Source organism: Streptomyces sp. NPDC002851, from assembly GCF_053591935.1.
In genome coordinates this window covers 39,180-64,011 of record NZ_JBSFUT010000015.1, presented here as the reverse complement: position 1 = coordinate 64,011, position 24,832 = coordinate 39,180, and the positions used below count along the sequence as shown (strand labels likewise).

21 protein-coding genes are annotated in these 24,832 nt (G+C 69.6%); 9 read left to right on the top strand and 12 right to left on the bottom strand.

Annotated features, from left to right (window positions below):
- Positions 1-8: 8 nt before the first annotated feature.
- On the bottom strand, positions 9-290 hold the full coding sequence (locus ACWD10_RS17795; protein ID WP_451091889.1) for a hypothetical protein: 282 nt from the start codon (positions 288-290) through the stop codon (positions 9-11).
- Positions 291-364: 74 nt separating this feature from the next.
- Positions 365-1,291: a hypothetical protein gene (locus tag ACWD10_RS17790; RefSeq protein WP_451091887.1), complete on the bottom strand. Its 927-nt coding sequence runs from the start codon at positions 1,289-1,291 to the stop codon at positions 365-367.
- 488 nt (positions 1,292-1,779) lie between these two features.
- Here ACWD10_RS17790 and ACWD10_RS17785 point away from each other — a divergent pair, with 488 nt between their 5' ends.
- From ACWD10_RS17785 to ACWD10_RS17775, 3 genes are all read left to right on the top strand, one after another.
- On the top strand, positions 1,780-2,271 hold the full coding sequence (locus ACWD10_RS17785; RefSeq protein WP_451091885.1) for a hypothetical protein: 492 nt from the start codon (positions 1,780-1,782) through the stop codon (positions 2,269-2,271).
- A gap of 219 nt (positions 2,272-2,490) precedes the next feature.
- Positions 2,491-2,778 carry a hypothetical protein gene (locus tag ACWD10_RS17780; protein WP_451091883.1) on the top strand — a complete coding sequence of 96 codons (288 nt, stop codon included), beginning with the start codon at positions 2,491-2,493 and terminating at the stop codon, positions 2,776-2,778.
- Between the two features lie 322 nt (positions 2,779-3,100).
- Positions 3,101-3,406: a hypothetical protein gene (locus ACWD10_RS17775; protein WP_451091881.1), complete on the top strand. Its 306-nt coding sequence runs from the start codon at positions 3,101-3,103 to the stop codon at positions 3,404-3,406.
- 175 nt (positions 3,407-3,581) lie between these two features.
- Here ACWD10_RS17775 and ACWD10_RS17770 read toward each other — a convergent pair whose 3' ends face one another.
- The 3 genes from ACWD10_RS17770 to ACWD10_RS17760 all read right to left on the bottom strand — a co-directional run bounded on the left by ACWD10_RS17770 (position 3,582) and on the right by ACWD10_RS17760 (position 5,860).
- The gene (locus ACWD10_RS17770; RefSeq protein ID WP_451091879.1) at positions 3,582-3,938 is read right to left on the bottom strand and encodes a hypothetical protein; all 357 of its coding nucleotides are present in this window, start codon (positions 3,936-3,938) and stop codon (positions 3,582-3,584) included.
- A 358-nt stretch (positions 3,939-4,296) separates the two neighbouring features.
- Positions 4,297-4,581, bottom strand: a complete 285-nt coding sequence (locus ACWD10_RS17765) for a hypothetical protein (RefSeq protein WP_451091877.1) — start codon at positions 4,579-4,581, stop codon at positions 4,297-4,299.
- Between the two features lie 1,024 nt (positions 4,582-5,605).
- Positions 5,606-5,860: a hypothetical protein gene (locus ACWD10_RS17760; RefSeq protein ID WP_451091875.1), complete on the bottom strand. Its 255-nt coding sequence runs from the start codon at positions 5,858-5,860 to the stop codon at positions 5,606-5,608.
- A gap of 89 nt (positions 5,861-5,949) precedes the next feature.
- On the opposite strand from ACWD10_RS17760, the gene ACWD10_RS17755 reads away from it, so the two are divergent.
- The 3 genes from ACWD10_RS17755 to ACWD10_RS17745 all read left to right on the top strand — a co-directional run bounded on the left by ACWD10_RS17755 (position 5,950) and on the right by ACWD10_RS17745 (position 8,932).
- On the top strand, positions 5,950-6,132 hold the full coding sequence (locus ACWD10_RS17755) for a hypothetical protein (RefSeq protein WP_451091873.1): 183 nt from the start codon (positions 5,950-5,952) through the stop codon (positions 6,130-6,132).
- A gap of 175 nt (positions 6,133-6,307) precedes the next feature.
- Positions 6,308-7,738: a condensation domain-containing protein gene (locus ACWD10_RS17750; RefSeq protein ID WP_451091872.1), complete on the top strand. Its 1,431-nt coding sequence runs from the start codon at positions 6,308-6,310 to the stop codon at positions 7,736-7,738.
- Between the two features lie 138 nt (positions 7,739-7,876).
- Positions 7,877-8,932 (top strand): AI-2E family transporter, encoded by a 1,056-nt coding sequence (locus ACWD10_RS17745; RefSeq protein ID WP_451091870.1) that lies wholly within the window; start codon positions 7,877-7,879, stop codon positions 8,930-8,932.
- Here the strand turns inward: ACWD10_RS17745 and ACWD10_RS17740 are convergent, their stop codons facing one another.
- The gene (locus ACWD10_RS17740) at positions 8,933-11,209 is read right to left on the bottom strand and encodes an ATP-binding SpoIIE family protein phosphatase (RefSeq protein ID WP_451091868.1); all 2,277 of its coding nucleotides are present in this window, start codon (positions 11,207-11,209) and stop codon (positions 8,933-8,935) included. It abuts the gene before it with no gap.
- Between the two features lie 226 nt (positions 11,210-11,435).
- Between ACWD10_RS17740 and aspS the strand changes: the two genes are divergently transcribed.
- Complete coding sequence (gene aspS / locus ACWD10_RS17735; RefSeq protein WP_451091866.1) at positions 11,436-13,205, top strand: aspartate--tRNA ligase; 1,770 nt, start codon at positions 11,436-11,438, stop codon at positions 13,203-13,205.
- A gap of 77 nt (positions 13,206-13,282) precedes the next feature.
- Here the strand turns inward: aspS and metG are convergent, their stop codons facing one another.
- Together metG and ACWD10_RS17725 are read right to left on the bottom strand one after the other, a co-directional pair.
- A complete protein-coding gene (gene metG, locus ACWD10_RS17730; RefSeq protein ID WP_451091864.1) occupies positions 13,283-15,004 on the bottom strand; it encodes a methionine--tRNA ligase in 1,722 nt (573 codons plus the stop codon).
- Positions 15,005-15,173: 169 nt separating this feature from the next.
- Positions 15,174-16,856 (bottom strand): VWA domain-containing protein, encoded by a 1,683-nt coding sequence (locus ACWD10_RS17725; RefSeq protein WP_451091862.1) that lies wholly within the window; start codon positions 16,854-16,856, stop codon positions 15,174-15,176.
- Between the two features lie 311 nt (positions 16,857-17,167).
- Between ACWD10_RS17725 and ACWD10_RS17720 the strand changes: the two genes are divergently transcribed.
- On the top strand, positions 17,168-19,237 hold the full coding sequence (locus ACWD10_RS17720) for a PhoX family protein (RefSeq protein WP_451091860.1): 2,070 nt from the start codon (positions 17,168-17,170) through the stop codon (positions 19,235-19,237).
- An 89-nt stretch (positions 19,238-19,326) separates the two neighbouring features.
- Here ACWD10_RS17720 and ACWD10_RS17715 read toward each other — a convergent pair whose 3' ends face one another.
- Together ACWD10_RS17715 and ACWD10_RS17710 are read right to left on the bottom strand one after the other, a co-directional pair.
- A complete protein-coding gene (locus tag ACWD10_RS17715; RefSeq protein WP_451091858.1) occupies positions 19,327-20,589 on the bottom strand; it encodes a hypothetical protein in 1,263 nt (420 codons plus the stop codon).
- Between the two features lie 201 nt (positions 20,590-20,790).
- The gene (locus ACWD10_RS17710; protein ID WP_451091856.1) at positions 20,791-21,747 is read right to left on the bottom strand and encodes a LysR family transcriptional regulator; all 957 of its coding nucleotides are present in this window, start codon (positions 21,745-21,747) and stop codon (positions 20,791-20,793) included.
- 196 nt (positions 21,748-21,943) lie between these two features.
- Here ACWD10_RS17710 and snpA point away from each other — a divergent pair, with 196 nt between their 5' ends.
- A complete protein-coding gene (snpA, locus tag ACWD10_RS17705; protein ID WP_451091854.1) occupies positions 21,944-22,636 on the top strand; it encodes a snapalysin in 693 nt (230 codons plus the stop codon).
- A 114-nt stretch (positions 22,637-22,750) separates the two neighbouring features.
- Here the strand turns inward: snpA and ACWD10_RS17700 are convergent, their stop codons facing one another.
- Both ACWD10_RS17700 and ACWD10_RS17695 read right to left on the bottom strand, forming a co-directional pair.
- Positions 22,751-23,995: an ATP-binding protein gene (locus ACWD10_RS17700; protein ID WP_451091852.1), complete on the bottom strand. Its 1,245-nt coding sequence runs from the start codon at positions 23,993-23,995 to the stop codon at positions 22,751-22,753.
- The gene (locus ACWD10_RS17695; protein ID WP_451091850.1) at positions 23,992-24,801 is read right to left on the bottom strand and encodes a hypothetical protein; all 810 of its coding nucleotides are present in this window, start codon (positions 24,799-24,801) and stop codon (positions 23,992-23,994) included. Before ACWD10_RS17695 ends, ACWD10_RS17700 begins: the two co-directional genes overlap by 4 nt.
- Positions 24,802-24,832: the final 31 nt, after the last annotated feature.

Below are 24,832 nucleotides of genomic sequence, written 5' to 3'. Positions count from 1 at the left end.
GTTGCTGCTCAGAACGCCTGACTGTTGCAGCCCATGTCCGAGCCGAGGTGGGTGGGCTGCGCAGCCGGGTTGCCCTCGCCGTTGAGCGCGTTGGCCAGCACCCCGTTGAGGGCGCCGATGCTGCCGAGCACGTCGATGTTCATGTCGTGCGAGCGACACTCGATGCCCTGCGTGACGTCGAAACCGTCGTGCGCCCCCATCTCGCCGTGCGCGAGGGCGGTGCCGGCGCCGAAGGAACCTACACCGCCGAGGACGGCGCCCACGATGACGGCTTTCTGAAGCTTGCGCATTCTTTCTCCGTAGATCGAGCGGATGTGATCTGCAGCAGATCGCGTTGGGAGGGTGGACAACTGCGGGAAGGCCATCAGCCGAGTCGGGGCAGACCGAGCTGGCCCACGGGCGGCGCCGCGACCTGTCCGAGGCCGAGCGGGGACACCTGCGGCGCACTGGCCGGCGAGATCAGCGGATTGACGACCGGGTTCACCTGCGGGTTCACCTGCGGGCTCACCTGCGGGGTGACACGCGGCCCGGGCTCCGGGTTGAAGGCCTGGGGCAGGGCGACCTGCGGGGCGACCTGCGGCATCACCTGCGGCGAGGTCTGCGGGGTGACCTGCGGCGCCGGCTGCGGGGCGACCTGCGGCAGGACCGGCGCCGGCTGCGGGGCGGCCTGCTGCGGGGCGTAGTGCGGGGCGTAGTGCGGGGCGTAGTGCGGGGCGTGCGGCGAGCGGGAGGCATGTGCGGTGCCCGACGACGAGGCCGAGGCGAAGGCATGACCGCTCTGCTGCGGGGCAGCCGCCTGGGGAGCGGGCGGCAGCAGGGGCTGCGGCTGCGGCTGGGGCCGCGGCTGCGGACGGGAGGCATGGGCGAAGCCCGCCGAATCAGTCGATGCCGTGGCCTGCGGACGGGCTGCGTGCTGCTGGGGAGCAGGCGCGGGGGCTGCCGCCTGAGGCGCTGGGTAATGGGGTGCGGGTGCTGCGGCCTGGGGTGCCTGCTGCTGGGGAGCAGGCGCGGGGGGTGCCGGCTGGGGCGCGTACTGCTGCGGAGCAGGCGCGGGGGGTGCCGGCTGGGGTGCGTACTGCTGCGGAGCAGGCTGCGCGGGGGGCGCTGGCTGGGGCGCTGGCTGCTGCGGAGCAGGCGCGGGTGCTGCGGCCTGAGGTGCCGGGTAGTCGGGAGCAGGCGCCGGAGCGCCGCTGTACCCGAACGGAGAGTCGGCATGGCTGACGCCGGCGCCGATGGCGGACAGACCGCCGGCCGCTGCTACGACGAGCGCGGCCTTGTGAAGCTTTCGCATGGAACCCTCGGCCCTTCAATACCTATGCAGGGAAATCCGTTGTATTCAGTGCAGTCTTACGTGCGCCCAGCCTGATGTTCGTACTGCGCCCTAACAGGGGAAATCCTGAGCTGTCACCTGGACCTGACGCCGGAGCCGACAGACCCTCTCTGAATTCGTGATCGCTGCCCTCTCCCAGTAGGCAACGATGTTTCCTTCAGCTCGGTCACGGGATCTGAAATTCCGTCACCCATTTGCGATCGATCGGATTACCGGTTTTTGTTTCCGTCCGATGTGGCCCTGGTTGACCGGCGATGTTCACACCCTCTGGCAAATGGGTGACCACACCCCGGCTCCCGTGACTGGGCCCGTATTGACCTCGTTCCCCTACTGGGCTAGAGCGATGGTCCAGCACAGCCGCACAAGGCAGCGAAAACAGCAATAACTGCACTGCCTCATCGGCATTTCAGTACGTTCCAAACACAGGTCAACGAAGGGCCGAGGGTTCCATGCGCAAGTTTCAGCAGGTCGCGCTCGTCGTCGCAGCTGCCAGCGGTCTGTCCGCCATCGGTGCCGGTCCCGCCATCGGCGCCACTCCCGTTGCGTACAACGGTGCTGCTCCGCCCCCCGTTCCGCAGCCGGACGCCCAGGCCGACGCGTTGACCTCCTCGCAGGCCAGCGCGCAGACCTCCGGCTCGGCTCCGCAGCAGCAGGCGGCCCCGCAGCGGCCCGCTGAGGTCAGCCCCCAGGTCAGCCCCCAGCTGAACCCCCAGATCAGCCCGAAGCTCTCCTCGCCTGCACCGCAGACGCAGGCCCCGGCGCACGCCCATCCCCAGAACCAGCAGCAGCACAACCTCTTCCGTCCGGCCCAGGAGTGCAGCCCGCAGAACCTGCTCGACGCCAATCTCCCGATCGCCGTGCTCGCCGCCGCCGAGACCCAGGGCGTCAACTGCGGCCAGGCCAACAGCCAGTCGAACACCGCCGCGAGCGCCCGAAGCTAGGGCCGCCGGACGGCCGGACAGCGAAGCCCACACGGGCCCTTCGGGGATCGCCCCCGAAGGGCCCGTTCGTATGCGGTGCGGCTTCCGGGTGCTTCCGCGACAAGATCACCGGATGCGGCGCGTCGTCGGGCGGTTTGAGGGTATTTCGTACTAATCTCCCTTAACTGTAGGAAGTCGATCTGTCACAGATCGCGTTCACCTCACTCCACCGGAGATGACATGAAGCTTCGTAAGGCTGCAGTACTGGTCGCTGCCCTCAGCAGCGTCGGACTCCTCAGTGGCACTGCCCACGCCATGGGGGGTGGCGACGGCCACGGCCACGGCAAGGGCGGCTTCGACATCAAGCAGAGCTCCCAGTGCAAGTCGCACGACCTGAACCTCGACATCCTCGGCCAGGTCGGCATCCTCAACGGCCTGCTGGGTAACGCGCTCAACGGCGAGGGCAACGCCGGCGGCCAGGACACCCACCTCGGCTCGAGCATGGGCTGCAACAACAGCGCCTTCTAGTCGAGCCACGGTCGTACAGGCGGCCGAGATCAGGAAAATGGGCCCGGCACCGAGCCTCACCAGGCGCGGCGCCGGGGCCCTCTTTTTTGTCGAAACAGCCATACAGTCGGCATCGTCGGCGGCGGCCGAGCAGGCGGGGGCAGGTACCGATGTCGCGATTCGCTCGCAGGGCGCGGTATTTCCTGACCATCGGCCAAGGCGGTGAGGATTCCCCGAATTCGGCGTGCCGCACGATGGTGTGCGGATATTTCTTATTAGTCTCCGTAATTGTACGAAGTCGATCTATCGCAGATCGCATTCACCTCACTTCACCGGAGATGACATGCACAAGCTCCGCAAGGCTGCCGTCCTGGTCGCTGCCATCGGCAGCGTCGGACTCCTGAGTGCCGGTACTGCCCACGCCGGCGGCGGTTCGGGCGGCTTTGGCTCGGGCGGCAAAGACGGCAACGGTTTCAACATCATGCAGAGCAACACCTGCAGGTCGCACGACGCCAACGTCGACATCCTCGGTCAGGTCGGCATCCTCAACGGCCTGGGCGGCAACCTGCTGAACGGCGAGGGCAACCCGGGCGCAGCGGAGACCTCTCTGGGCTCGTCCATGGGCTGCGAAAACAAGATCGGCAAGTAAGTCAGAGCCTTTCTCGGTGCCCCGGCCACACCGCCGGGGCACCGAGGCGTTTATATCGCCGGAAAAGCCCTCTCCCATACCGTCGAAGGACGGATGGTTTCCGGACGAACTTCACCCCAGAAAGCAGAATGTCGGACCGGGAGCGGATCCCGGTCCGACATGCGCCGATCGCGTCTCAGAACAAGAAGTGAGGCCGCTTGAACTTGAACCCCTTGGGCAGCTGCACTTTGTTGGTGCAGTCCAGAACCGGCCCGACCTTCTTGGTCCCCGGGTTCAGCACGCTGTCCTTGGGCAACGGCAGGCGCGGCCGGTAGGTCGCCGAGCATTTCTGCGACTGCTTGACGACAAACTTGCCGTGCTTGTCGGTGTGGGTGGTCTCGTTCTTGCGCTGGCAGGTGGTCTCACCGCGCGCGTTGGTCTTGCAGTCGCCTGGGCGTTCCTGGGCGGCGTACGCCTGTCCGGCGCCGACGTAGATTACGGCGAGACTTCCGAGGAGCCCCGAGACGGCTGCGATCTTCTGCCCGCTGAACATGTGCTGCGCTCCTTGCAATCGAGGCCCGGGCGCGTGTGCCGTTGATCGGCGTGCGCCCGAGCCGTGGAGAAGTTCGAACTAACGGGACCCAGCGCCTGACGCGACGTCAACTGTGTCCGGCGACGGTATTGATGCAGCCCGGGCGCGCACCCTGGTGGGTTTGCTGCGTCCGGGCTGCCTTGCCGTTGAGGGTGGTGCATACGGTGTTGTGACGGGTGTCGACGCGCCTGCTGTGGCGCTCCGAGGTGATGTGCGACGCGATGGTCTGCGTGGCGACCGATTGCTTGGCCGACCGGCGTGCGGGCTGCGGCGTGGCCGCAGCCCGCTGAAACGTGCGCGTCGAGCCCTCGGCGCTTCCTTACTGGGCGGCCTGCGGGGCGGCCTGAGCGTGCTGCGGACCGCCGTGACCCAGGTCCGGCGCGAAGTTGACACCGCTCTGCGGCGCGAACCACGGAGTCGCGTGCTTGCCGCCGTGCCCACCGTGGTGCCCGCCGCCCGAGGTGGCCACGGCGTTGGCTTGCGAGTTCGCAATCGCGGTGACCCCACCGTCGTAGCCGCCGCCGGCGAAGCTGACGCCGGCGCCGAGCGTGGAGAGCCCCGCGACCGCTGCGGCTACAACCGCGGCCCGCTGAAACTTGCGCATAGTTTGACCCTTTCGTACCTGGGCGTGACGCCCTGGATTGACTACTTAATGTGAGCATATACGCGCGCACGGTAGCCATTTGGGATCTTGGGTCCTTTTATGTGCGTGTCGTCTTATTAGCGACGTATGTGAGGTTCAGTGGATGTCGGTCATGGGCCTACCCGCTCACCCCTTGAAACGACGTCATCCCTGGGCCAAGTCACGGGCGGCGAGGGGCGGTCACCCGTTTGCCCGCCACGTCGACGCGAAAAGCAGCGGATGACCGCCCCAGGTCAACCCGGTCCGGCCATCCGCTGCTTGAAAGGTGAGGAAGGTGTCGGAAGCTTCCGCCCGGGGCTCAGCTCCCCAGGACTCGGCCCACTAGGCCGCCAGGCACCTCCAGAGCGTTTTCATTCTCGCCGGCCGTCGGCGTCATGTTGGGGCTACTGGGGTTGCTCGGGTTGCTGGGGTTATTGGAGTTACAGGTCACCTCGGGCCCGAGCCGCTTCGTCCCAGTGTTCAGAAGGGGGATGTTGGGCAACGTCAAGGGCTGTACCGGTACGCAGCGGTCCTGGCGGATGAGGTACCGCTCACCGTCGGGCGTCTGGATGGTCCGTTGGATACAGGTGGTGTTTCCCTGAGCGTCGACCGGGCAAGTGCCCGCGGAACCCGCGGCATTCGCCTGGGCGCTGCCGGTACAGGTCATGACGAGGCCGCCAAGAAGCCCCGAGGCGGCTGCGATCTGCTTCCTACTGAACATTGATGCGTTTCCTTTGTGGGGGGTTGCCCCGGGTGCCCCGCGCCGCGAACCGCCCGCGCCGGGCCCTGGGGATATCGGAGGGGCGCCCGAACCGGCTCTTGGCTATGGCAAGCCAATCCGAAATGTCGGCAACCGACCATCGACGCGCCGGATTTCAGAGCCGTCGAGAAAGCATGCGGGCCAGAGGAGCAGCCTTGCGCTCCGGGCGGCCGCACGCGAACGGGCCCCCTAGGGAGGTGGCCCGCTCGCGAGAAGCGTCGTGCACGATTACGCAGCCGACCTCAGCTAGTTCCGAGTGAAGGCGTTGGTGAAGGCGTTGTTGTACTGGCCGCAGGTGGTGTCGTAGGTCTCGGCGAGACCGAGCACGCCGACCGGAAGGCTGGCCTCGCCCACAGTCTGGGGACTGCACTCCTGGTAGGGGCGGTAGAGGTCGGACGGCTTCGACGTCCCGTCGGCGTAGGCGGTACCGGCGGCGCCGCCGATGGCGGACAGACCGCCTGCGGCCACCGCTGCGATCATGGCCTGGTGAAACTTACGCATGGAAACCTCGGTCCTTCATTGCCTGTACGTAGAGGCTGGTTGCCTATCGTGACCGAGCGAACACTAGCAGTAGTTGTCCGGGGTATTCCATGCTGCCGGATATCCCGTGTCCACCCGGCGCGAGGCAACTGCGACCGCCCCTCGAATACCTCAACTCCGGCTTCGGCGAGGTCCGTTCGAAAAACGGCTCCCTCGCCGCGTACGAAAAGCAGGCCCTCGGCGTGGAGTCGAAGGAACTCCGTGCACTCAAGTGCGACCCGCTCGTGAACTGAAATGCCTGGGCTGACCCCACCGGATGCCAGGCAGACCGATTGGCTCACACCCGCCGATCACTTAATCCACTCAAAGGTGGGAAAACATCATGTTCCAGAAGACTCCGTTCGCGGTCACGGCATTCCCTTGATCGGGTCCAGCCGATCAGGGCTCCAACTGCGAACGGAGACGCCCGTGCGAATGACCGACATCCAGCGTTGCGAGGTCCGGCCCGGACGGCTTGTCGAGTGGGCGCTCAGTCCGGCGACCGTCACGGCGGCGGCGGGCCTTCCGGAGGACCCCCGGCCGCCCGCGTACGTCCAGGAGTCGCACATCAGGACCGCCCGATCCGTGCGGGAGGACGGCCTGTTCGTGCCGACCTGGCTCGGTACGGCGTTCGACATCCCGGGCAGGGTCGACCTCGACGCACTGCAGGACGCGCTGCGCAGCTGGACGCTGAGGCACGAGACGCTGCGCAGCGGCTTCCGGTGGGACGGCGACGAGATGCGCCGGTTCACGCTCGACACCGAGGCCGTGTCACTCCACCGCGAGGTGGTCGGCGACTTCCCCGACGCGGCGCAGCTCGTCCAGCACTTGCAGGACCGTTTCGACGCCGCCGCGAACGCGCTGCGCTGGCCCAACTTCCTCTACACGGCGGTCATCAGGGACGACGGCGCCAGCGTGTACATGGCCTTCGACCACAGCAACGTCGACGCCTACTCCATCCAACGCCTCCCCGCCGAGATCCACGAGCTCTACGCGGCAGCCGTCGAGGGCCGCCCCGTGAAGGAGTCGCCGGTCGGCAGTTACGTCGACTTCTGCGAGATCGAGCGGGCGGAAGCGGATCGGATCGACGACACTCACGCGATCGTCGGCCGCTGGCGGGAGTTCATCCGGCGGTGCGACGGGAAGCTGCCCAACTTCCCCGTCGAACTCGGTCTGAAGCCCGGCGGGACCCTGCCCACGCAGAAGCTCATGCGCGAGATGCTCGTCGACGCGGACACCGCCGCGGAATTCGAGGCGTACTGCCGACCCTACGGTGGCAGCCTCGTCGGCATCCTGGCCGCCACCAGCCTCATCGTCCACGAGATCGGCGGAGCGCCCGTCTACCGCGCCGTCATGCCGTTCCACACCCGGGTGAAGTCGAAGTGGTGCGACTCCGTGGGCTGGTACGTCGGTGGCGCGCCGATCGAGATCCCCATGGATCAGGCACCCGATTTCCCCGGTGCCCTGATGGCCGTGCGTGCCGAGCTGCGGGCCAACAGGTCGCTGGCACGTATGCCCCTCGCCCGAGTGCTGCGCCTGCTCGGCTCGGACTTCCGCCCGACCTCGCCCGACCTGTACTCGATCGTCTCGTACGTCGACGCGCGAGGCATTCCCGGGGCGGATCGCTGGGACGAGCTGACGGCTTACGGACTCATCAGGGTGTCCTACGGGGACCAGGTGTGTGTCTGGGTCAACCGGCTCCACGAAGGCCTGTGGTTCGCCTGTCGTTACCCCGAGACCGACGCCGCCTACAAGAACATGCGGCTGTATGCCGAGCGGTTGCGGGACGTCATCCTCGCCGTGGCCAGCGAGCAACGCGCCCACTGTGAACCGGCATCACACGCGGTGCACGGCATGTGACCCGCAGGTCTTCGTCGTACGGCGGGTGACCTTCCGGTCTTCGTCGTACGGTCTGACGCGCCGTCTGGTCTGACGGTGCGTCACTCGCCCGGTGCGCTCCGGCGTGCCGGGCCGGTGGCGCCGTGGTCCGGTAGGACCGTGCTGTCGCTGCTGCCCCAACCCGCCCGCCGTACCGGCGCCTGGTGCGTGCTCATTCTGCTTGTCGCCGGGGTCGCGGCCCTGGGGATCTGGCTCTGCGTCGTCTTCCGGACCGCCGTCACACCGGTCCTGCTCGCACTGCTCGGCACCGCGCTGCTCGGGCCGCTCTACCGGCGGCTGATCGCGCTCCGCGTCAACGCCTCGCTCGCCGCCGGGCTCACCTGCGCCGCCGTCCTGATCGTGGTCGGCGGCGCGACGTACATCGTGGTCAGCGCCCTGATCGACACCGGGAACCAGATCATCGCCTCGCTGCGGGAGGCCGCGCAGGGGCTCGCCGAGCACTTCGGGGCGGCCGGGACCTCCCTCGACGACCTGGCGAAGAACTCCCGCGAGCTGCTCTCCAAGTTCGGCGGGACCGCCGCCTCCGGGCTGATCAGCGGGGTCAGCGTGGTCGGCGAGATGATCGCGATCGCGGTGCTCGCGCTGCTTCTTGTGTTCTTCTTTCTGCGGGACTCCGAGCGGGCCGTTCGCGCCCTGCACTCGATGGCCCCGCGGGACACCGGGGCGGTGCTTGAGGCCATGGGGCGGCGGGCCTTCGAGGCGGTCGAGGGCTTTATGCGCGGGACCACCCTGATCGCGCTCATCGACGCCATCTTCATCACGGTCGGGCTGCTGGTCCTGGGGGTGCCGGGGGCTGTGGGGCTCGGGGCGCTGGTGTTCGTCGGCGCGTACATCCCGTATCTAGGGGCCTTTATCTCGGGGGCCGTGGCCGTGCTCGTGGCGCTGGCCGACCGAGGGTGGGTGATCGGGCTCTGGGCCTTGGGTGTGGTGCTCGCGGTGCAGGTGATCGAGGGGCATGTGCTCCAGCCGGTGATCCAGAGCCGGACGGTGCAGATGCATCCCGCGGTGGTGATGCTGGCGATCACGGCGGGGGCGTCGGTGGCCGGGATCCTCGGGATGCTGCTCGCGGTGCCGTTGACGGCGGCCGCGTTCGGGGTGCTTTCGGAGATTCGGGGGCGGTACGGAGCCGAGTACCCGCCGCATGGGCGGCCGTGACTACGCCTCGTACAGCTCGAACCACGTCGCCTTGCCCTCGCCCCGCGGATCCACCCCCCACGCATCCGCGAGGAGCTCCATCAGGACCAGGCCGCGGCCGGACGAGGCCAGCTCGCCGGGGCGCCGCTTGTGCGGGAGCTCGTCGCTGCCGTCCGCGACGTCGACGCGGAGGCGGCGCTCGCCGGGGCGGCCGTGGGCCTCGGCGACCAGGAAGGCGTCGCCGTCCGTGTGGACCAGGACGTTCGTGACCATCTCGGAGACCATCAGGACCGCCGAGTCGATCTGCTCCGGATCGGCCCAGTCGTGCAGGAGCTCCCGCACCTGCTGCCGGGCATCCGCGATCCGCTCCGGCTCGGTCTGGGCGACGCTCAGCATGGTGCGCCGCACCAGCGGGGCCACCGTGCCGGTGCCACCTTCGATGCCGTACGCCCCGTTGGGCTCGCGGCAGAGCAGCAGCACCGCGATGTCGTCCTCGCGGCGGTCCGCGAGCGGGCCCGTGGAGTAGTGCGAGGACGGGCCGTGCACCGCCCGCACGAGTTCGTCGGCGAGCTGCTCGAGGCCGTCGCCGCGGTACTGCTCCAGGATCGCCCGCAGCCGCGCCCAGCCGGTGTCCAGGTCGTGGCCGCCGGTCTCGATCAGGCCGTCCGTGCAGAGCATCATCGTCTCGCCGTGGTCCAGGACGAGGCGGGTCGTCGGATAGTCCACGTCCGGGTCGATGCCGAGCGGCAGGCCGCCCGCCGTGGGCCGCATCACCACGGTGCCGTCGGCGAGCCGCACCGCCGGGTCCGGGTGCCCCGCGCGGGCGATCTCCAGTACCCCGGTCGCCGGGTCCACCTCGGCGTACAGGCAGGTCGCGAAGCGCGGGTCGGCGGGGCGGCCCCCGACCCGCCCCGCGGCGGCCGACGGATCGGCCGCGGCTGACGGGTCCGACGGGTCCGACGAGCCCGCGGCCGCGCCGCCGCCCGTCGAGCCGTACGTACGGGACTCCGTGATCCCGGCCAGGAACCGGGAGGCGCGGGCGAGCACCGCGTCCGGGCGGTGCCCCTCGGCGGCGTAGGCGCGCAGCGCGATCCGCAGCTGGCCCATCAGGCTCGCGGCGCGCACGTCGTGCCCCTGTACGTCGCCGATGACCAGCGCGATCCGGCCGCCGTGGTCGCCCGTACGGGAGCCGCCGGGCAGCGGGATCATGTCGTACCAGTCGCCGCCGACCTGAAGGCCGCCGCCGGTCGGCACGTACCGGGCGGCGAGCGTCACGCCCGGTATCTCGGGGCCGAGCGCCGGCAGCATCGAGTGCTGCAGACCCTCGGCCAGCTCACGCTCCGACTCCGCTACCCCGGCCCGTGAGAGCGCCTGCGCCAGCATCCGGGCCACCGTCGTCAGGACGGACCGCTCGTCCGGCGTGAACTGCACCGGATACCGGAACGCCGCCATCCACGCGCCGATCGTCCGGCCCGCGACGGTCAGCGGCAGAAACGCCCAGGACTCCCGGCCGAAGTGGGCGGCGAGCGGCCAGGACGCCGGATAGCGGGTCTTGTACTCCTCCGGCGAGGAGAGATAGACGGCACGGCCATGGCGTACGACATCCGCGGCCGGATAGTCCGTACGCAGCGACATATCGGTGAACGGGCCCTCGTCGCCGGGCGCCTGCCCGTGGTGCCCGATCACCGTCAGGCGCTCGCCGTGCACCCCGAAGACGGCGAGCCCGTCCGGCTCGAACCCCGGCATGGAGAGCCCCGCGGCGACCCGGAGCACCTCGGCCGTGGAGCGGGCCTCCGCCAGGGCGCGGCCCGCGTCGAGCAGGAACGCCTCGCGGGAGCGGCGCCAGTCGCCGGTCACCGGGGTGCGGGCGGCGCTGCCCGGCGGGGCCTCGCTGACCTCCTGGAGGGTGCCGATCAGCTGGTAGTCCTCGGGGAGGGTGGGGCTGCCGGGGCGGCCGTGAATCAGCGGCTTGGAGCGGCTGCGTACGGTGCGCAGGACGTGGCCGTGCTCGTCCATGATCCGAAGGCGGGCCTCGGCGACGGTGCCCTCGGCGACGGCGAGCTGCACGATGCCGTCTATCTCGTTCCAGTCGACGGGGTGGAAGCGGGAGCGCACCCCGGCCTCGGTCAGGGTGCGGGGCTCCGCGGGCAGGCCGAGGAGGCGGGCGGCCTCCGCGTCGAGCGTGACGAGGCCGGTGGTGTTGTCCCAGCGCCAGAATCCGGTGGCGATGGCGGCGAGGATGTCTCCGGCGGGCGGCAGGGGTTCGTGGTTGCCGTCGCGGGGGAGGCCGGTGCGCATTCGCCCACTTTATGGAGTTCGTGCCGGTGGTCGCCACCGTGGGTTTTTTCTTCCCCACTCCCGCCCCTTCCCGTAACTGGGGCCCGCGGCGAAGCCGCTAATGGATGCAGCGCCCCCAGACCCCCGCTCCTCAAACGCCGGAGGGGCTGTCTGGTGCGGGCGGTAACCTGGTGGGCGTTGATTCCCGCCTGTCTCGCGATGAATGACGCGAAGAATTGGATGAACGATGCACCGCTACAGGTCCCATCACTGCGGCCAGCTCCGCGCCGACAATGTCGGCGCTGACGTACGACTGAGCGGCTGGCTGCACAACCGCCGAGACCTGGGCGGCATCCTCTTCATCGATCTGCGCGACCACTACGGCCTGGTCCAGCTGGTCGCCCGCCCCGACACCGCCGCGTACGACGCGCTCGACAAGCTCTCCAAGGAGACCGTCGTCCGCATCGACGGCAAGGTCATCTCGCGTGGCGCCGAGAACGTGAACCCGGAGCTCGCCACCGGCGAGATCGAGGTCGAGGTCACCGAGGTCGAGGTCCTGGGCGCCGCGCAGCAGTTGCCGTTCCAGATCAACCAGGATGATGGGGTGGGTGAGGAGCGGCGCCTCGAGTACCGCTTCCTGGACCTGCGCCGCGAGCGCATGCACAAGAACATCATGCTGCGTACGGCCGTCATCTCGGCCATCCGGCACAAGATGACGGCGCTGGGCTTCAACGAGATGGCGACGCCGATCCTCACCGCCACCTCGCCCGAGGGCGCCCGCGACTTCGTGGTCCCGTCCCGCCTGAACCCGGGCAAGTTCTTCGCCCTGCCGCAGGCCCCGCAGCAGTTCAAGCAGCTGCTCATGATCTCCGGCTTCGACCGGTACTTCCAGATCGCGCCCTGCTTCCGCGACGAGGACGCCCGCGCCGACCGCTCGCCGGGCGAGTTCTACCAGCTCGACATCGAGATGAGCTTCGTCGAGCAGGAGGACGTCTTCCGGCCGGTCGAGCAGCTGATGACCGAGCTGTTCGAGGAGTTCGGCAACGGCCGCCACGTCACCTCGCCGTTCCCGCGGATCCCGTTCCGCGAGGCGATGATGAAGTACGGCTCGGACAAGCCGGACCTGCGGGCCGAGCTGGAGCTCGTCGACATCACCGACATCTTCGCGGACTCCGGTTTCAAGGCGTTCGCGGGCAAGCACGTGCGCGCGCTGCCGGTGCCGGACACCGCCGGGCAGTCCCGGAAGTTCTTCGACGGCCTCGGTGAGTACGCGGTCGAGCAGGGCGCCAAGGGCCTGGCCTGGGTCCGCGTCGGCGAGGACGGCTCGCTGACCGGCCCGATCGCCAAGTTCCTGACCGAGACCGACGTCGAGGAGCTCACCAAGCGCCTCAACCTCGTCCCCGGCCACGCCGTCTTCTTCGGCGCCGGTGACTTCGACGAGGTCTCCAAGATCATGGGCGCGGTCCGGGTCGAGGCCGCCAAGCGCGCCGGGCACTTCGCCGAGAACGTCTTCCGGTTCTGCTGGGTCGTGGACTTCCCGATGTACGAGAGGGACGAGGAGACCGGCAGGATCGACTTCTCCCACAACCCCTTCTCGATGCCTCAGGGCGGCATGAAGGACCTGGAGGAGAAGGACCCGCTCGACATTCTGGCCTGGCAGTACGACATCGTCTGCAACGGCATCGAGCTGTCCTCCGGCGCCATCCGGAACCACGAGCCGGAGGTCATGCTGAAGGCCTTCGAGATCGCGGGCTACGACCGCGAGACCACGGAGCACGAGTTCGCGGGCATGCTCCGCGCCTTCCGCTTCGGCGCCCCGCCGCACGGCGGCATCGCCCCCGGCGTGGACCGCATCGTGATGCTCCTCGCGGACGAGCCGAACATTCGCGAGACGATCGCGTTCCCGCTGAACCAGAATGCTCAGGACCTGATGATGGGTGCGCCCACCGAGCTGGACGAGGCTCGGCTGAGGGAGCTCAGCATCTCCGTACGGAAGACTGCGGAGCCCAAGAAGTAGTGGGTGCCCGGTGACGGGCTTACCGTGAAGCCCCGGCCCGAAGGGCCGGGGCTTTTTCCCACCCACCGGCCCTTATTTCACTCCGCGCCGCCGAAGCGCTCCTTGTACGACTCCAGGTCCTCGTCCGAGATCTTCGCGAAGAGGACCGGCGGGACGGTGAAGGGCGTACCGGCCGGGACCGAGTTCAGGGCGCGGGCCTCCGCCGGGGTGACCCAGACGGCCGTGTCGTTCTCCAGGGCGAAGGCGCCGCGCATGGCCTTGGCCGAGAACGGGATCAGCGGTTCGGAGATCACCGAGTAGAGGTGGATCAGGTTCATCGCCGTGCGCAGCGTCAGCGCGGCGGCCGCGGCGCCATCGTCGGCCCTCTTGATCTCCAGCCAGGGGGCCTTCTCCTCCAGGTAGGAGTTGCCCGCGGACCACAGGGCGCGCAGCGCCGCGGCGGCCTTGCGGAACTGCATGGCCTCCATCTGCGTCTCGTACTCGGCGAGCAGCGCGGCGACGTCCTCGCCCAGCTTCGCCTCGGCCTCCCCGGGCGTACCACCCGTGGGCACGTCGTCGCCGAAGCGCTTGCGCGAGAAGGACAGGACGCGGTTGACGAAGTTGCCGAGGGTGTCGGCCAGGTCCTTGTTGACCGTCGCCGTGAAGTGCTCCCAGGTGAACGAACTGTCGTCGGACTCGGGGGCGTTGGCGATCAGGAAGTAGCGCCAGTAGTCGGCGGGCAGGATCTCCAGGGCCTGGTTGGTGAAGACGCCGCGCTTCTGCGAGGTGGAGAACTTACCGCCGTAGTACGTCAGCCAGTTGAAGGCCTTGACGAAGTCGACCATCTTCCACGGCTCGCGCACGCCGAGCTCGGTGGCCGGGAACATCACCGTGTGGAACGGGACGTTGTCCTTCGCCATGAACTCCGTGTACCGGACGTCGGCGGCGCCGTCGGGCTCGTACCACCAGGACTTCCAGTCGCCGCCGGTGGCGTCCGCCCACTCCTTCGTGGCGCCGATGTACTCGATCGGGGCGTCGAACCAGACGTAGAAGACCTTGCCCTCGGCGGCCAGCTCCGGCCAGGTGTCGGCCGGGACCGGGACGCCCCAGTCCAGGTCGCGGGTGATGGAGCGGTCGTGCAGGCCCTCGGTCAGCCACTTGCGGGCGATGGAGGAGGCGAGGTGGGGCCAGACGTTGTCGTGCTTGGCCACCCACTCCATGACCTCGTTCTGGAGCTTCGACTGGAGCAGGAAGAGGTGCTTGGTCTCGCGCACCTCCAGGTCGGTCGAGCCGGAGATGGCGCTGCGCGGTTCGATCAGGTCCGTCGGGTCCAGGACGCGGGTGCAGTTCTCGCACTGGTCGCCGCGCGCCTTGTCGTAGCCGCAGTGCGGACAGGTGCCCTCGACGTACCGGTCCGGCAGGAAGCGGCCGTCCGCCGGGGAGTACACCTGGCGGATGGCGCGCTCCTCGATGAAGCCGTTCTCGTGCAGCTTGCGCGCGAAGTGCTGGGTGATCTCGTAGTTCTCCGGCGAGGAGCTGCGGCCGAAGTAGTCGAAGGCGAGGCCGAAGCCCTCGTACACGGCCTTCTGCGCGTCGTGCTGCTCGGCGCAGAACGCGTCGACCGGCAGGCCGGCCTCCTTGGCGGCCAGCTCGGCCGGGGTGCCGTGCTCGTCGGTGGCGCAGATGTAGAGGACGTCGTGGCCGCGCTGGCGGAGGTACCGGGAGTACACATCCGCCGGGAGCATGGACCCCACCATGTTGCCCAGGTGCTTGATCCCGTTGATGTACGGAAGGGCGCTGGTGATGAGGTGTCGAGCCATTGCGGGCTGCTCCCGAGTCGCTACGTGGTGTGAGGGCGTTCCATCCATGGGCGGAATGTTCCATCCATGGATGAACCTTGAAATCGTAGCCGACCGGGGGCGGGGGCCCGCCCGGCAATTCAAGGGGCGGACGGGCAACCGGCCATCGCGTGTTTACGGCTTTACGGCTTTACGGCCGCCAGGCCGCGAGGACGCCCGCGTACAGCTCGGCGTCGGTGAGCTCCTTGGGTACGGGGCCCGCGTGGAAGAACGCGGCGTTGGTGACCGTCTCGTCGGCGTCGACCTTGCGGAGGTAGTCGAAGGCTTTCGCCTCGTGCTCGCCGAAGGCGACGAACTGGAAGAAGAGGTTCGCGGGTGCGTCCGCGAGTGCCTTGGACGCGGCGGTCTTCACCTCCGGTGCGCCGTCGGTCTGGAAGACGACCAGCGCGGGGGCCGTGGGGTCGGCGGACTGCTTGTGCAGCTTGACGACCTCTTCGACGGCTGTGTGGTAGTTCGTACGTCCCATACGGCCGCAGGCGGCGTGCAGTTCGTCGATGCGGCCCTCGTGCTCGGTGAGCGTGAGGGTGCCGGTGCCGTCGATCTCGGTGGAGAAGAACACGACGGTGACGCTGGCCGCTTCGTTGACGTGGGCGGCCAGGGCCAGGGTCTGCTCGCCGAGGTTCTGGGCGCTGCCGTCCTTGTAGTACGGGCGCATGGACCCTGACCGGTCGAGGACGAGGTAGACCGTGGCTCGGGTGCCGGTGAGGTTCTGCTTCTTGAGCGCGGCTCCTGCTGCCTTGTAGGCGGTGGTCAGGGCGGGGGCTTGGGTCTTGAGGCGGGCTAGGGGGTAGGCGGGCTTCGGGGTTCCGTTCTCGGGTTCGGGCTCGTTTTCGGCCTCGTTTTCGGCCTCGGGCCGTGGGGGGTGCACCCGGCCTTCGGCCGGGTTGTCGTTCCCACCCGCAGCCACCCGTGCGGAATCGTCGTCTTCCGCGGGTTCCACCAGTGGGGCCTTCTCGCCGTCGGCGGCTTCCGGCTCGGGGGTGGGGTCCGGGGCGGTCGTGGCTTCCGGCTCGGGAGTGGATTCCGGTTCGGTGGTGGCTTCAGGGGCGTCGGTGGGCTCCGGCTCCGTCGTGGCCTCGATCGGCTCTGCCGCCTCTTCGGCCTTCGCGGCCTGCTGCGGTTCTTCGGCCTTCGCGGGCTCCTCAGCCTTCGCGGGCTCTTCCGCCTTGGCGGGCTGCTGCGGCTCTTCGGCCTGCGCGGGCTCTTCCGCCTCGGCGGGCTCCTCCGCCTTCTCCGCCTTCTCCGGCTCCTCGACCTTCGCAGGCTGCTGCGGCTCCTCAACCTGCGCAGGCTCCTCAACCTGCGCAGGCTCCTCAGCCTTCACAGGCTGCTGCGGCTCTTCCGCCTTCGCGGGCTCTTCCGCCTTCGCGGGCTCTTCCGCCTTCGCAGGCTCCCCCGCCTTCGCAGGCTCCTCCGCCTTGGCGGACTCCGCCGCCTGCGCAGGCACCTCCGCCCTCTCCCCCTCAACCGGCGAGCTCGGGCCCGGCACCGTGGACGGGCGGCTGTGGAGGGTCGGGTTGTCGAAGGCTGCTGAGACCAGGTCGTCGGCCTCCGGGGCCGACTCCGAGTCGGGGGCCGTTGCCGGGGCCGGGACCGACGGGGTCGCCGCGGGCTCCGGTTCGCGGGAGGCCGGGGCCGGGATGGCCGCGGACGGGGTGGACGAAGACGCGGAGGGTGTGGCCTCCGTGGCGGGCGGCGCGGGGGCCGTCGGCTCCGGGGCCGAATGGGCCGACGGAGTAGCGGCATCCGCGGAATCGGCAGAGCCCTTCCGCGACCGCCCGAACGCGTTCCGCAGCAGATCCAGAATGCCCATGTGCGCAACCCTTCGCATGCGTTGTTTCCGTAACCCCTGGCCAGGGCGGACACGTAAGGTTAGCCGGGCCCGGAAGCGATCTTGGGGAGGGCCCGGGAACCCCGACGGACCGTCACTCCACCGAACGACCCGCGGTTCGTAGACCTGGTCAACTTCCTTCCGTGTCCCCGGGGTTCACCCTGCGTTCACCTGCCCGCTGCCGCTCTGCTGACCTGCGCGCTTAACGTCACGGCCGAAAACCGACCGAGATGTATCGCGGCGCAGCGCGCGCCGAAGGGCGGGGCCTGGCGAGGCCCCAGATGGAGGGAAACGTGCGCAAACTGCTGCCGCTCATCACCGACCGCAAGAACGGGCACTCCAACCGTTCGGCGCTCACCTGCCGTTTCCGCTGCGGCGACGCGTGTTTCCACGAGACGCCCAACACCAGCGACAACGAGTACGTCGGTGATGTCATCGCCGGTGCCGTCAGCCGCCGCTCGATAGTCCGCGCGGCCGCCGTCGTCACCGCCGCCGCGGCCGCCGGTACCGGTGCCGTACTCGCCCAGGGTGACCGCGCCGTCGCCACCCCGCCCGCCGGACGTACCACCAAGAAGGGTGCAAAGTCCGCGCGCGGGCTGCGCTTTGGGCCCGTCGCGCCCAACACCGCGGACAAGGTCACCGTCCCCGAGGGCTACGGGCAGAACATCGTGATCCGCTGGGGCGACCCCATCCTGCGCGGCGCCCCGGACTTCGACCCGGACAACCAGACCGCCAAGGCGCAGGCCGGACAGTTCGGTTACAACAACGACTTCCTGGCGCTGCTTCCGCTCGAGCAGGAGCGTGGGCGTCAGCTGCTCGTGTCCAACCACGAGTACACCGATGAAGTTCTGATGTTCCGGGACTACGACGCCGACAACCCGACGCGTGAGCAGGTCGAGATCGCTTGGGCCGCGCACGGTCTCGGCGTGGTCGTGGTCGAGGGGGAGCGGCGTACCGGCAAGCTGACCGCCGTACCGCGGCACAGCCTCAACCGCCGGATCACCGCCACCTCCGAGTTCCGCGTCCAGGGCCCGGCGGCCGGTTCCGACCTCCTGAAGACCTCCGCCGACCCGAGCGGCACCAAGGTGCTCGGCACGCTCAACAACTGCTCGGGCGGTACGACGCCGTGGGGCACGACCCTGCACGGCGAGGAGAACGTCGACCAGTACTTCGCCAACGGGTCCAGCGCGACCGACAAGCGCTACGGCCTGAAGCCGGGCGCCACCGAGCGCAAGTGGGAGCGGTTCGACAAGCGCTTCGACGTGGCCCAGGAGCCGAACGAGGTGCACCGCTTCGGCTACGTCGTCGAACTCGACCCGTACGACCCGGAGTCGACGCCGGTCAAGCACACCGCACTCGGCCGCTTCAAGCACGAGGGCGCCACCATCACGCTGACCTCGGACGGCCGTCCGGTCGCCTACAGCGGTGACGACTCGAAGTTCGAGTACTTCTACAAGTTCGTCGGCAGCAAGCGGATGCGCAAGGGCGGCTCCGCCGCGGACCGCGAGCACAACATGGCGCTGCTCGACGAGGGCACGCTGTACGTCGCCAAGCTGACCGGTGACTCCCCGGCCGCGGAGATCGACGGCAGCGGAAAGCACCCCTCCGACGGCCAGTTCGACGGCAGCGGCCAGTGGATCCCGCTCGCCACCGCCACCGCCGACGGCGCCGAGTCGCACGTCGAGGGCATGTCCGCGGAGGAGGTCTTCGTCTTCACGCGGATCGCCGCCGACAAGGCCGGGGCCACCAAGATGGACCGCCCCGAGGACATCGAGCCCTCGCCGCGCACCGGCAAGGTGTATGTGGCGCTCACCAACAACTCCCAGCGCGGTACGGAGGGCAAGGCTCCGGCCGACGAGGCCAATCCGCGCAACGCCAACAAGCACGGCGCGGTCCTCGAACTCACCGAGCAGGGCGACGACCCGTCGGCGACCACGTTCGGCTGGCTGCTCTTCCTGGTCGCGGGCGACCCGGAGGACCCGGCCACGTACTTCGGCGGCTTCCCCAAGGACCAGGTCTCGCCGATCTCCTGCCCGGACAATGTCGCCTTCGACGTGCACGGCAACCTGTGGATCTCCACCGACGGCAATGAACTCGGCTCGCACGACGGCCTGTTCGGCGTCGCCACGGTCGGCGAGTACCGCGGTCAGCTGAAGCAGTTCCTCACCATGCCCGCGGGCGCCGAGACCTGTGGCCCGCTGGTGCAGGAGCGCCGGGTGCTCGTCGCGGTGCAGCACCCGGGCGAGGTGGACGGCGCCTCCGTGGAGAAGCCCGCCTCGACCTGGCCCGACGGTCCGGGGACGCTGGTGCGCCCGTCGGTCGTGTCGGTGTGGCGCGAGGACGGTTCGGACATCGGCGTCTGACGGATGTCGGACATCGGCGTCTGATGGATGTACGAGAGTGGGGCACCCCCTGCCGTTGGGGTGCCCCACTCTCGGTTCCGTGCCGCGCGTCAGTCCTGCTCGCGGCCGCGGCGCATCATCGCGAAGCCGAGGCCCGCGGCGCCCGCCGCCGCCATGCCGCCGCCCGCGGCGAGCAGCGGGCCGTGGCCCTCGGCCGGGAGCTCGGCACCGGCCTTGACGGCGCCCTTCGGGGTGACGGTGTTGCCCTCCCGCGCGATCGAGTGGGTGCTGCCGCCGCTGCGGTCACCGATGGTGGTGCTGCCGTTGCTGCCACCGCCCGTCTGCCGCTTCTTGCCGCCGCCCTCGGTCCAGCCCTTCATGGTGCCGTCGGGCTGCAGGACGAAGTGGGCGCCGTTGTGCTGGCCGTACGCGGGCTTGTTGCCGCGCTGCTGGAGGGTGTCCCACTTGATGTACTTGCCGGTGTCGGGGGCCTTGGCCCACATCTCGGCGTCGTAGCCGCCCTTGACCTTGTAGACCTTGGCGTAGAAGCCGGAATTCCCGATGTTCTTGTACGTGCGGACGTAGCTGCGGCCGGACTTGTCCTTCTTGTCCTTGCCCTTGTTCTTGCTCTTGTCGTCCTTGCTCTTGTCCTTGCCGCCCAGCTTGGTCAGGCCGATGTGGCCGTTGGACGCGGTGAGGTCGTACCGGTAGCCGTCGTGCGTGACGGACGGGTGGGTGGAGGAGAGGGTGGCTATCTCCTTGCCCTTGACGATGATCGTCGCGACGAAGCTGCCGCCGCGGTCCTGGACCTTGGCCTTGGCGCCGTTGCCGAGGGTGACCGTGTAGACCTTGCCCCGGTTGCCCTCGTCGCCCTTGCCGCTCTTCGTGACGGAGCCGTCGTTGCTGAGCGTGAACGTGAAGCCGTCGATCTTGGTGCTCGCGGACTTGCCGTCCACGGCCTGGAGCGAGCCCTTGGCGACCCCGTCGCGGGATATCTGCGCCTTGGCCATCCGGGCGGAGGCGTTCACGGAGACCTTGGCGGACCAGCCCTGGCCGAGGTTCTGGGTGCCCTTGTCGGTCCAGCCGCCCACGATCGGGTCGTTCGTGGACTCGTCGGGCTTCGTGTTGTCGTCCGGCTTGGTGTTGTCGTCGGGCTTGGTGGTGTCGTCCGGCTTCGGGGTGGTGTCGTCCGGGTTCGGCTTGGGGGTCTCGTCCTGGCCCGGGACGGTCGGGACGGTCTGCTCGTTCTGGGAGTCCGGGGTGGCCGGAGAATCGGCGAAGGCCGCGGTGGGGAGCGCGAGGCCGGCGACGGCACCGGCGGCGACGGCGACGGAGACGGCGGAGTTGCGGAGGGTTCGGCGGGTGACGCGCATGGTTCTGGTCTTTCTCTAGCTGGTGACTGCTGAGTCCAGCGAGTCCTGTGAGTCCTGTGCGTCGCGCCCCCTGTGGCGGCGACGGGAATTAAGTTACGGACGCCATGTTTGGGTCATCCGTAGGGCATGTAACGAAATGCGCCTATCCGGACGGCGTATTTGTAAAGGCGGAAAAAGGACGAAAGTCCTGGTCAGAGGGGGTCACGCGGCTCTTTTGCCGGTCCGGCCCCGCAGCCACTCCCGGTACTCCGCCGACTCCCGGGCGGCCTCCCAGTACGCCGCCTCCAGGTCCGGATAGACGCCGTCCAGCTCCGGCTCCGTACGCGCGACAAGGAGCAGTCGTACGCCGAGCGGGTCCCCGGCGAGCGGGCGGATGGCCATATCGGGACGGGGGCGGGAGGTCGGCTGGCAGACCGTGACCACCTCGCCGGTGGCGACCAGGGCGGAGGCGGTGAGGTAATCCCCGTGCAGCACCCGGGGGTTGAGCCCGGCCGCGCGCAGCACCCGGACGAGCCCGTCGCGCTCCCCGTCCACGGTCGGATCCACCATCCACTGGTCCTCGCCCAGGTCAGCGAGGTGCACCGTGGCCCGCGCCGCCGCCGGATGGTCCGCGGCGAGGAAGACGAACTGCGGCTCCCGCTCGACGAGCACCCGCTGGCGCAGCCCTGCCGGCATCCGCAGCGGGCAGCCCTCCACCTCGTGCACGAAGGCCACGTCCAGCTGGCCCTCGGAGACCAGGCGGAGCAGCGCGTTGGCGGAGACGTCCACCTGTAGTGACGTACGGGTGGGCGGCTCGGACTCGTCGAACCGTCCCCGGAGCCGACGCAGCCAGCCCGGGATGGCACGGCTGTGCGTGGAGCCGATCCGCAGCTCGGGCCCGGCGCCCGCGCGGGCGGCGGCCGCGCGGGCCTCGGTCACCAGGTCGTGCATCTCGGCGACGAGGGGGCGGGCGCGGCTGAGCAGCACCCGGCCGAGCGGTGTGGGGCGGCAGCCGGTGCGCTCGCGGGCGAAGAGGCGGCCGCCGAGCGCGTCCTCGATTCTGCGGAGCTGGGTGCTCAAGGAGGGCTGGGTCATGCCCAGTTGACGGGCCGCCTTGTGCAGGCTGCCGTTGTCGGCGATGGCGCACACGGCGCGGAGGTGTCTCACCTCGAGCTCCATGCCCGTGAGCGTAGAACCGTCCCAGGGATCCCACCAGACGTTCAAATAGCAACAGAATTGGTCGAGTTGGGCTGCCGCCGAGGGCCCGAAATGACGGTGATAGGGCCGGGCTATCGGGAGTTGGCATCATCCCCGGCCGCTCACGCTCCAACAGACTCACGGGTGACCACTCGCCCCCAACGAGTAGGAGCCCCCCATGCGACTGACCAAGTCCGCGCTCTCGGCCGCACTCGGCCTGGGTCTGGCCGCCACCGCGTTCGGCGCGGCCCCCGCGACGGCCGCCGCTTCCCCCACCGACACCACCAACTCGTTCGTCTCGCACGTCTCGCAGGTCTCGCACCTCTCATACGTCTCGTACGAGAAGTCCGGCGAGAACGCCGCCGCGAACAAGGCGTTCTTCGAGGCCGTCCTGAAGTCCGTGGCCGAGAAGCGGGCCGCGAACCCCGGCGCGAAGCAGGTCACCGTCACCTACAGCGCGGCCTCCGCGCCCACGTTCAAGGCCCAGATAGACAGGTCCACCCAGATCTGGAACGCCGCGGTCTCCAACGTCCAGCTTCAGGAAGGGTCGAACCCCGACTTCGACTACCGCGAGGGCAATGACCCGAGAGGCTCGTACGCCTCCACGGACGGTCATGGCCACGGCTTCATCTTCCTGGACTACGCGCAGAACCAGCAGTACGACTCCACGCGCGTGACCGCGCACGAGACCGGGCACGTGCTCGGCCTGCCGGACCACTACGAGGGCCCGTGCAGCGAGCTGATGTCGGGCGGCGGCCCCGGCCCGTCCTGCACCAACGCGCAGCCCGACCAGAACGAGCGGGCGCGGGTCGAGCAGCTGTGGGCCAACGGTCTCGCCAAGGGCCTGAACAAGGTGATGGCCGCCAAGTGATGGTTGCCAAGTGACGGCCGCCAGGTGATGGCCGCCGAGTGACGGCTGCCAAATAACGGCGCCAAGTGACGGATGCGAAGTGACGGCTGCCAAATGACCGCGCGGGCCCACGCCTTACGAGGCGTGCGGCAGCCGTAGCACCGTCCTTGCCCCGCCCTCCGGAGTGTTTCCGAACTCCGGGGTGACGCCGAGGACCCGGGCCTGGCCGAGCACGATGGTCAGCCCTAGGCCGTGTCCCCCACCACGGCCGGGGTCCCCGGTGCGGAACCGTCGCGGCCCGTGGTCGAGCAGTTCCTGCGGATAACCCTCCCCGTGGTCCCGCACCTCGACCATCGGGCCGTCGACGGTGACGACGACCGGCGGCCGACCGTGCCGGTGGGCGTTGCCGACGAGGTTGGCGAGGATCCGGTCGAGGCGGCGCCGGTCGGTGCGGACGGTCGCGTCCCGCACGATCCGCACCTCGGTGTCGGTGCCGGTGGCCCGCACCGCGCGCCGCACGAGCTCGCCGAGGCGGCACTCGGCGAGGTCCGGGGTCTCGGCGCCCGCGTCGAGCCGGGAGATCTCAAGCAGGTCCTCGGTCAGTGAACGCAGCGCCTGAAGCCGATTGTTGATCATTTCCTTGGGCCGCCCCTCGGGCAGCAGGCCCGCCGCGGCGACCATCCCGGTCAGCGGCGTACGCAGCTCATGCGCCACGTCCGCGGTGAACCGCTTCTCGGTCTCGAGGCGGGACTGGAGCGAGGACGCCATCGAGTCGAGCGCCGAGGCGACGTCCCTGACCTCGTCCCGGCCGCCGCCGGGCCACCACCGCCACCGCCACCGCCGCCGCCCGGGCTCCATGGCGACCCGGGCGTCCAGGTCGCCGTCCGAGATGCGCCGGGCGACCTGTGCGGTCGCGGCCAGTCTGCGGCCGATCCGGGTGGCCAGGAACACCCCGGCGAGCGTGACGACGGCGGCGGCGACCGCGGCGGAGCCGAGGATCGCGGTGTCCAGGGTGTTCAGGCGGGAGCGGGTGTTGGCGTACGAGGACCAGACGGCGAGCGCCTTGCCGTCGGCGGGCGCCGCCGCCCACATCACGGGCTTGCCGCCGCGGCTCCCGACCATCGTGCCGCGCTCCCCGGAGTCCACCAACTCCCTTAATTCTTCAGGTAGTTCAGGCGGGTCGAGCTCGGCGGGCCGGTCGCTGGTGGAGGTGCCGTACTCGTACTCGGCGATCGCGTAGTCGAGGTTCTCGCGGGCCTCCTTGCGGACCTCGCTGACGGTCTGCTGGGCCACCACGTTGTGCACGAGGGCACCGAGGCCGGCGGCGACCGCGACGCACGCGGCGGTGATGGTGAGGGCGAGCTGCCGACGCAGGCTCATGAGCCCGGCGTCAGGGAGGGGCAGGGCTTGCCGCTGGTTTCCGGCGCGCGGCACTCGTCGAGGGTCAGGTCCCAGAGGGCCATGGAGCCCAGGCCCTTGCCGTCCGCCCCATCAGGCCCCTCGGTGGCGTCGCCTTCCTCGTCCTTCTCGCCCTCCTCGTCCTCCCCGTCCTCCCATACGTAGTCGGAGACGCTGACGTACTTCGGGTTGCTGGTCGGCTCGCGGACCGCGAGGTGCCCGGCGGCGACCTCCACGCCCTCGAGCACGGCGCGGCGCGCCAGGACACGGGTGACCGTCTTGTCCCGGGCGGTGTAGACGCGGAGTTCGCTGGTGCGGCCGTCGATGTCGACCGCGGTGATCAGCTCGTCCCTGCGGTCCCCGGTGAGGTCGTGGTGCACGGGCTTGCGCACCGGGCAGTCGGCGCCCTCGCACCGCTCCAACAGGCGTACCGCCCGCGGGTCGACCAGCTGCCCGGAGCCGCCGTCGCGCCGCCCCGCGTCCGCGATATCGGCCTTGACGACGGCGAGCGCGTCGGCGTCGGACATGGCGCGGGACGGAACCTTCGGCACACCCGGCACGCGCCCCGGATCCCCGGGGTGCTGGCCGGGCGGCGCCGGTGCCGGGGTGGTGTCCCGCCAGAGCCGCAGCGGCGAGGTCACATCCTCCGCCTGCCCATCGCTGCGCAGGCCCTCGGCGTCGACACATCCGGAGACGAGCAGCACGAGTGCCGTGGCTAACAGCAGCGACGGCAGCCTGAGCCGCCGTCGGCGGACCGGCGGGGGAACGGCGGGCGAGGGCGGAACCATGCCCCCATGGTCCCGACGGCCCGCCCCGGCC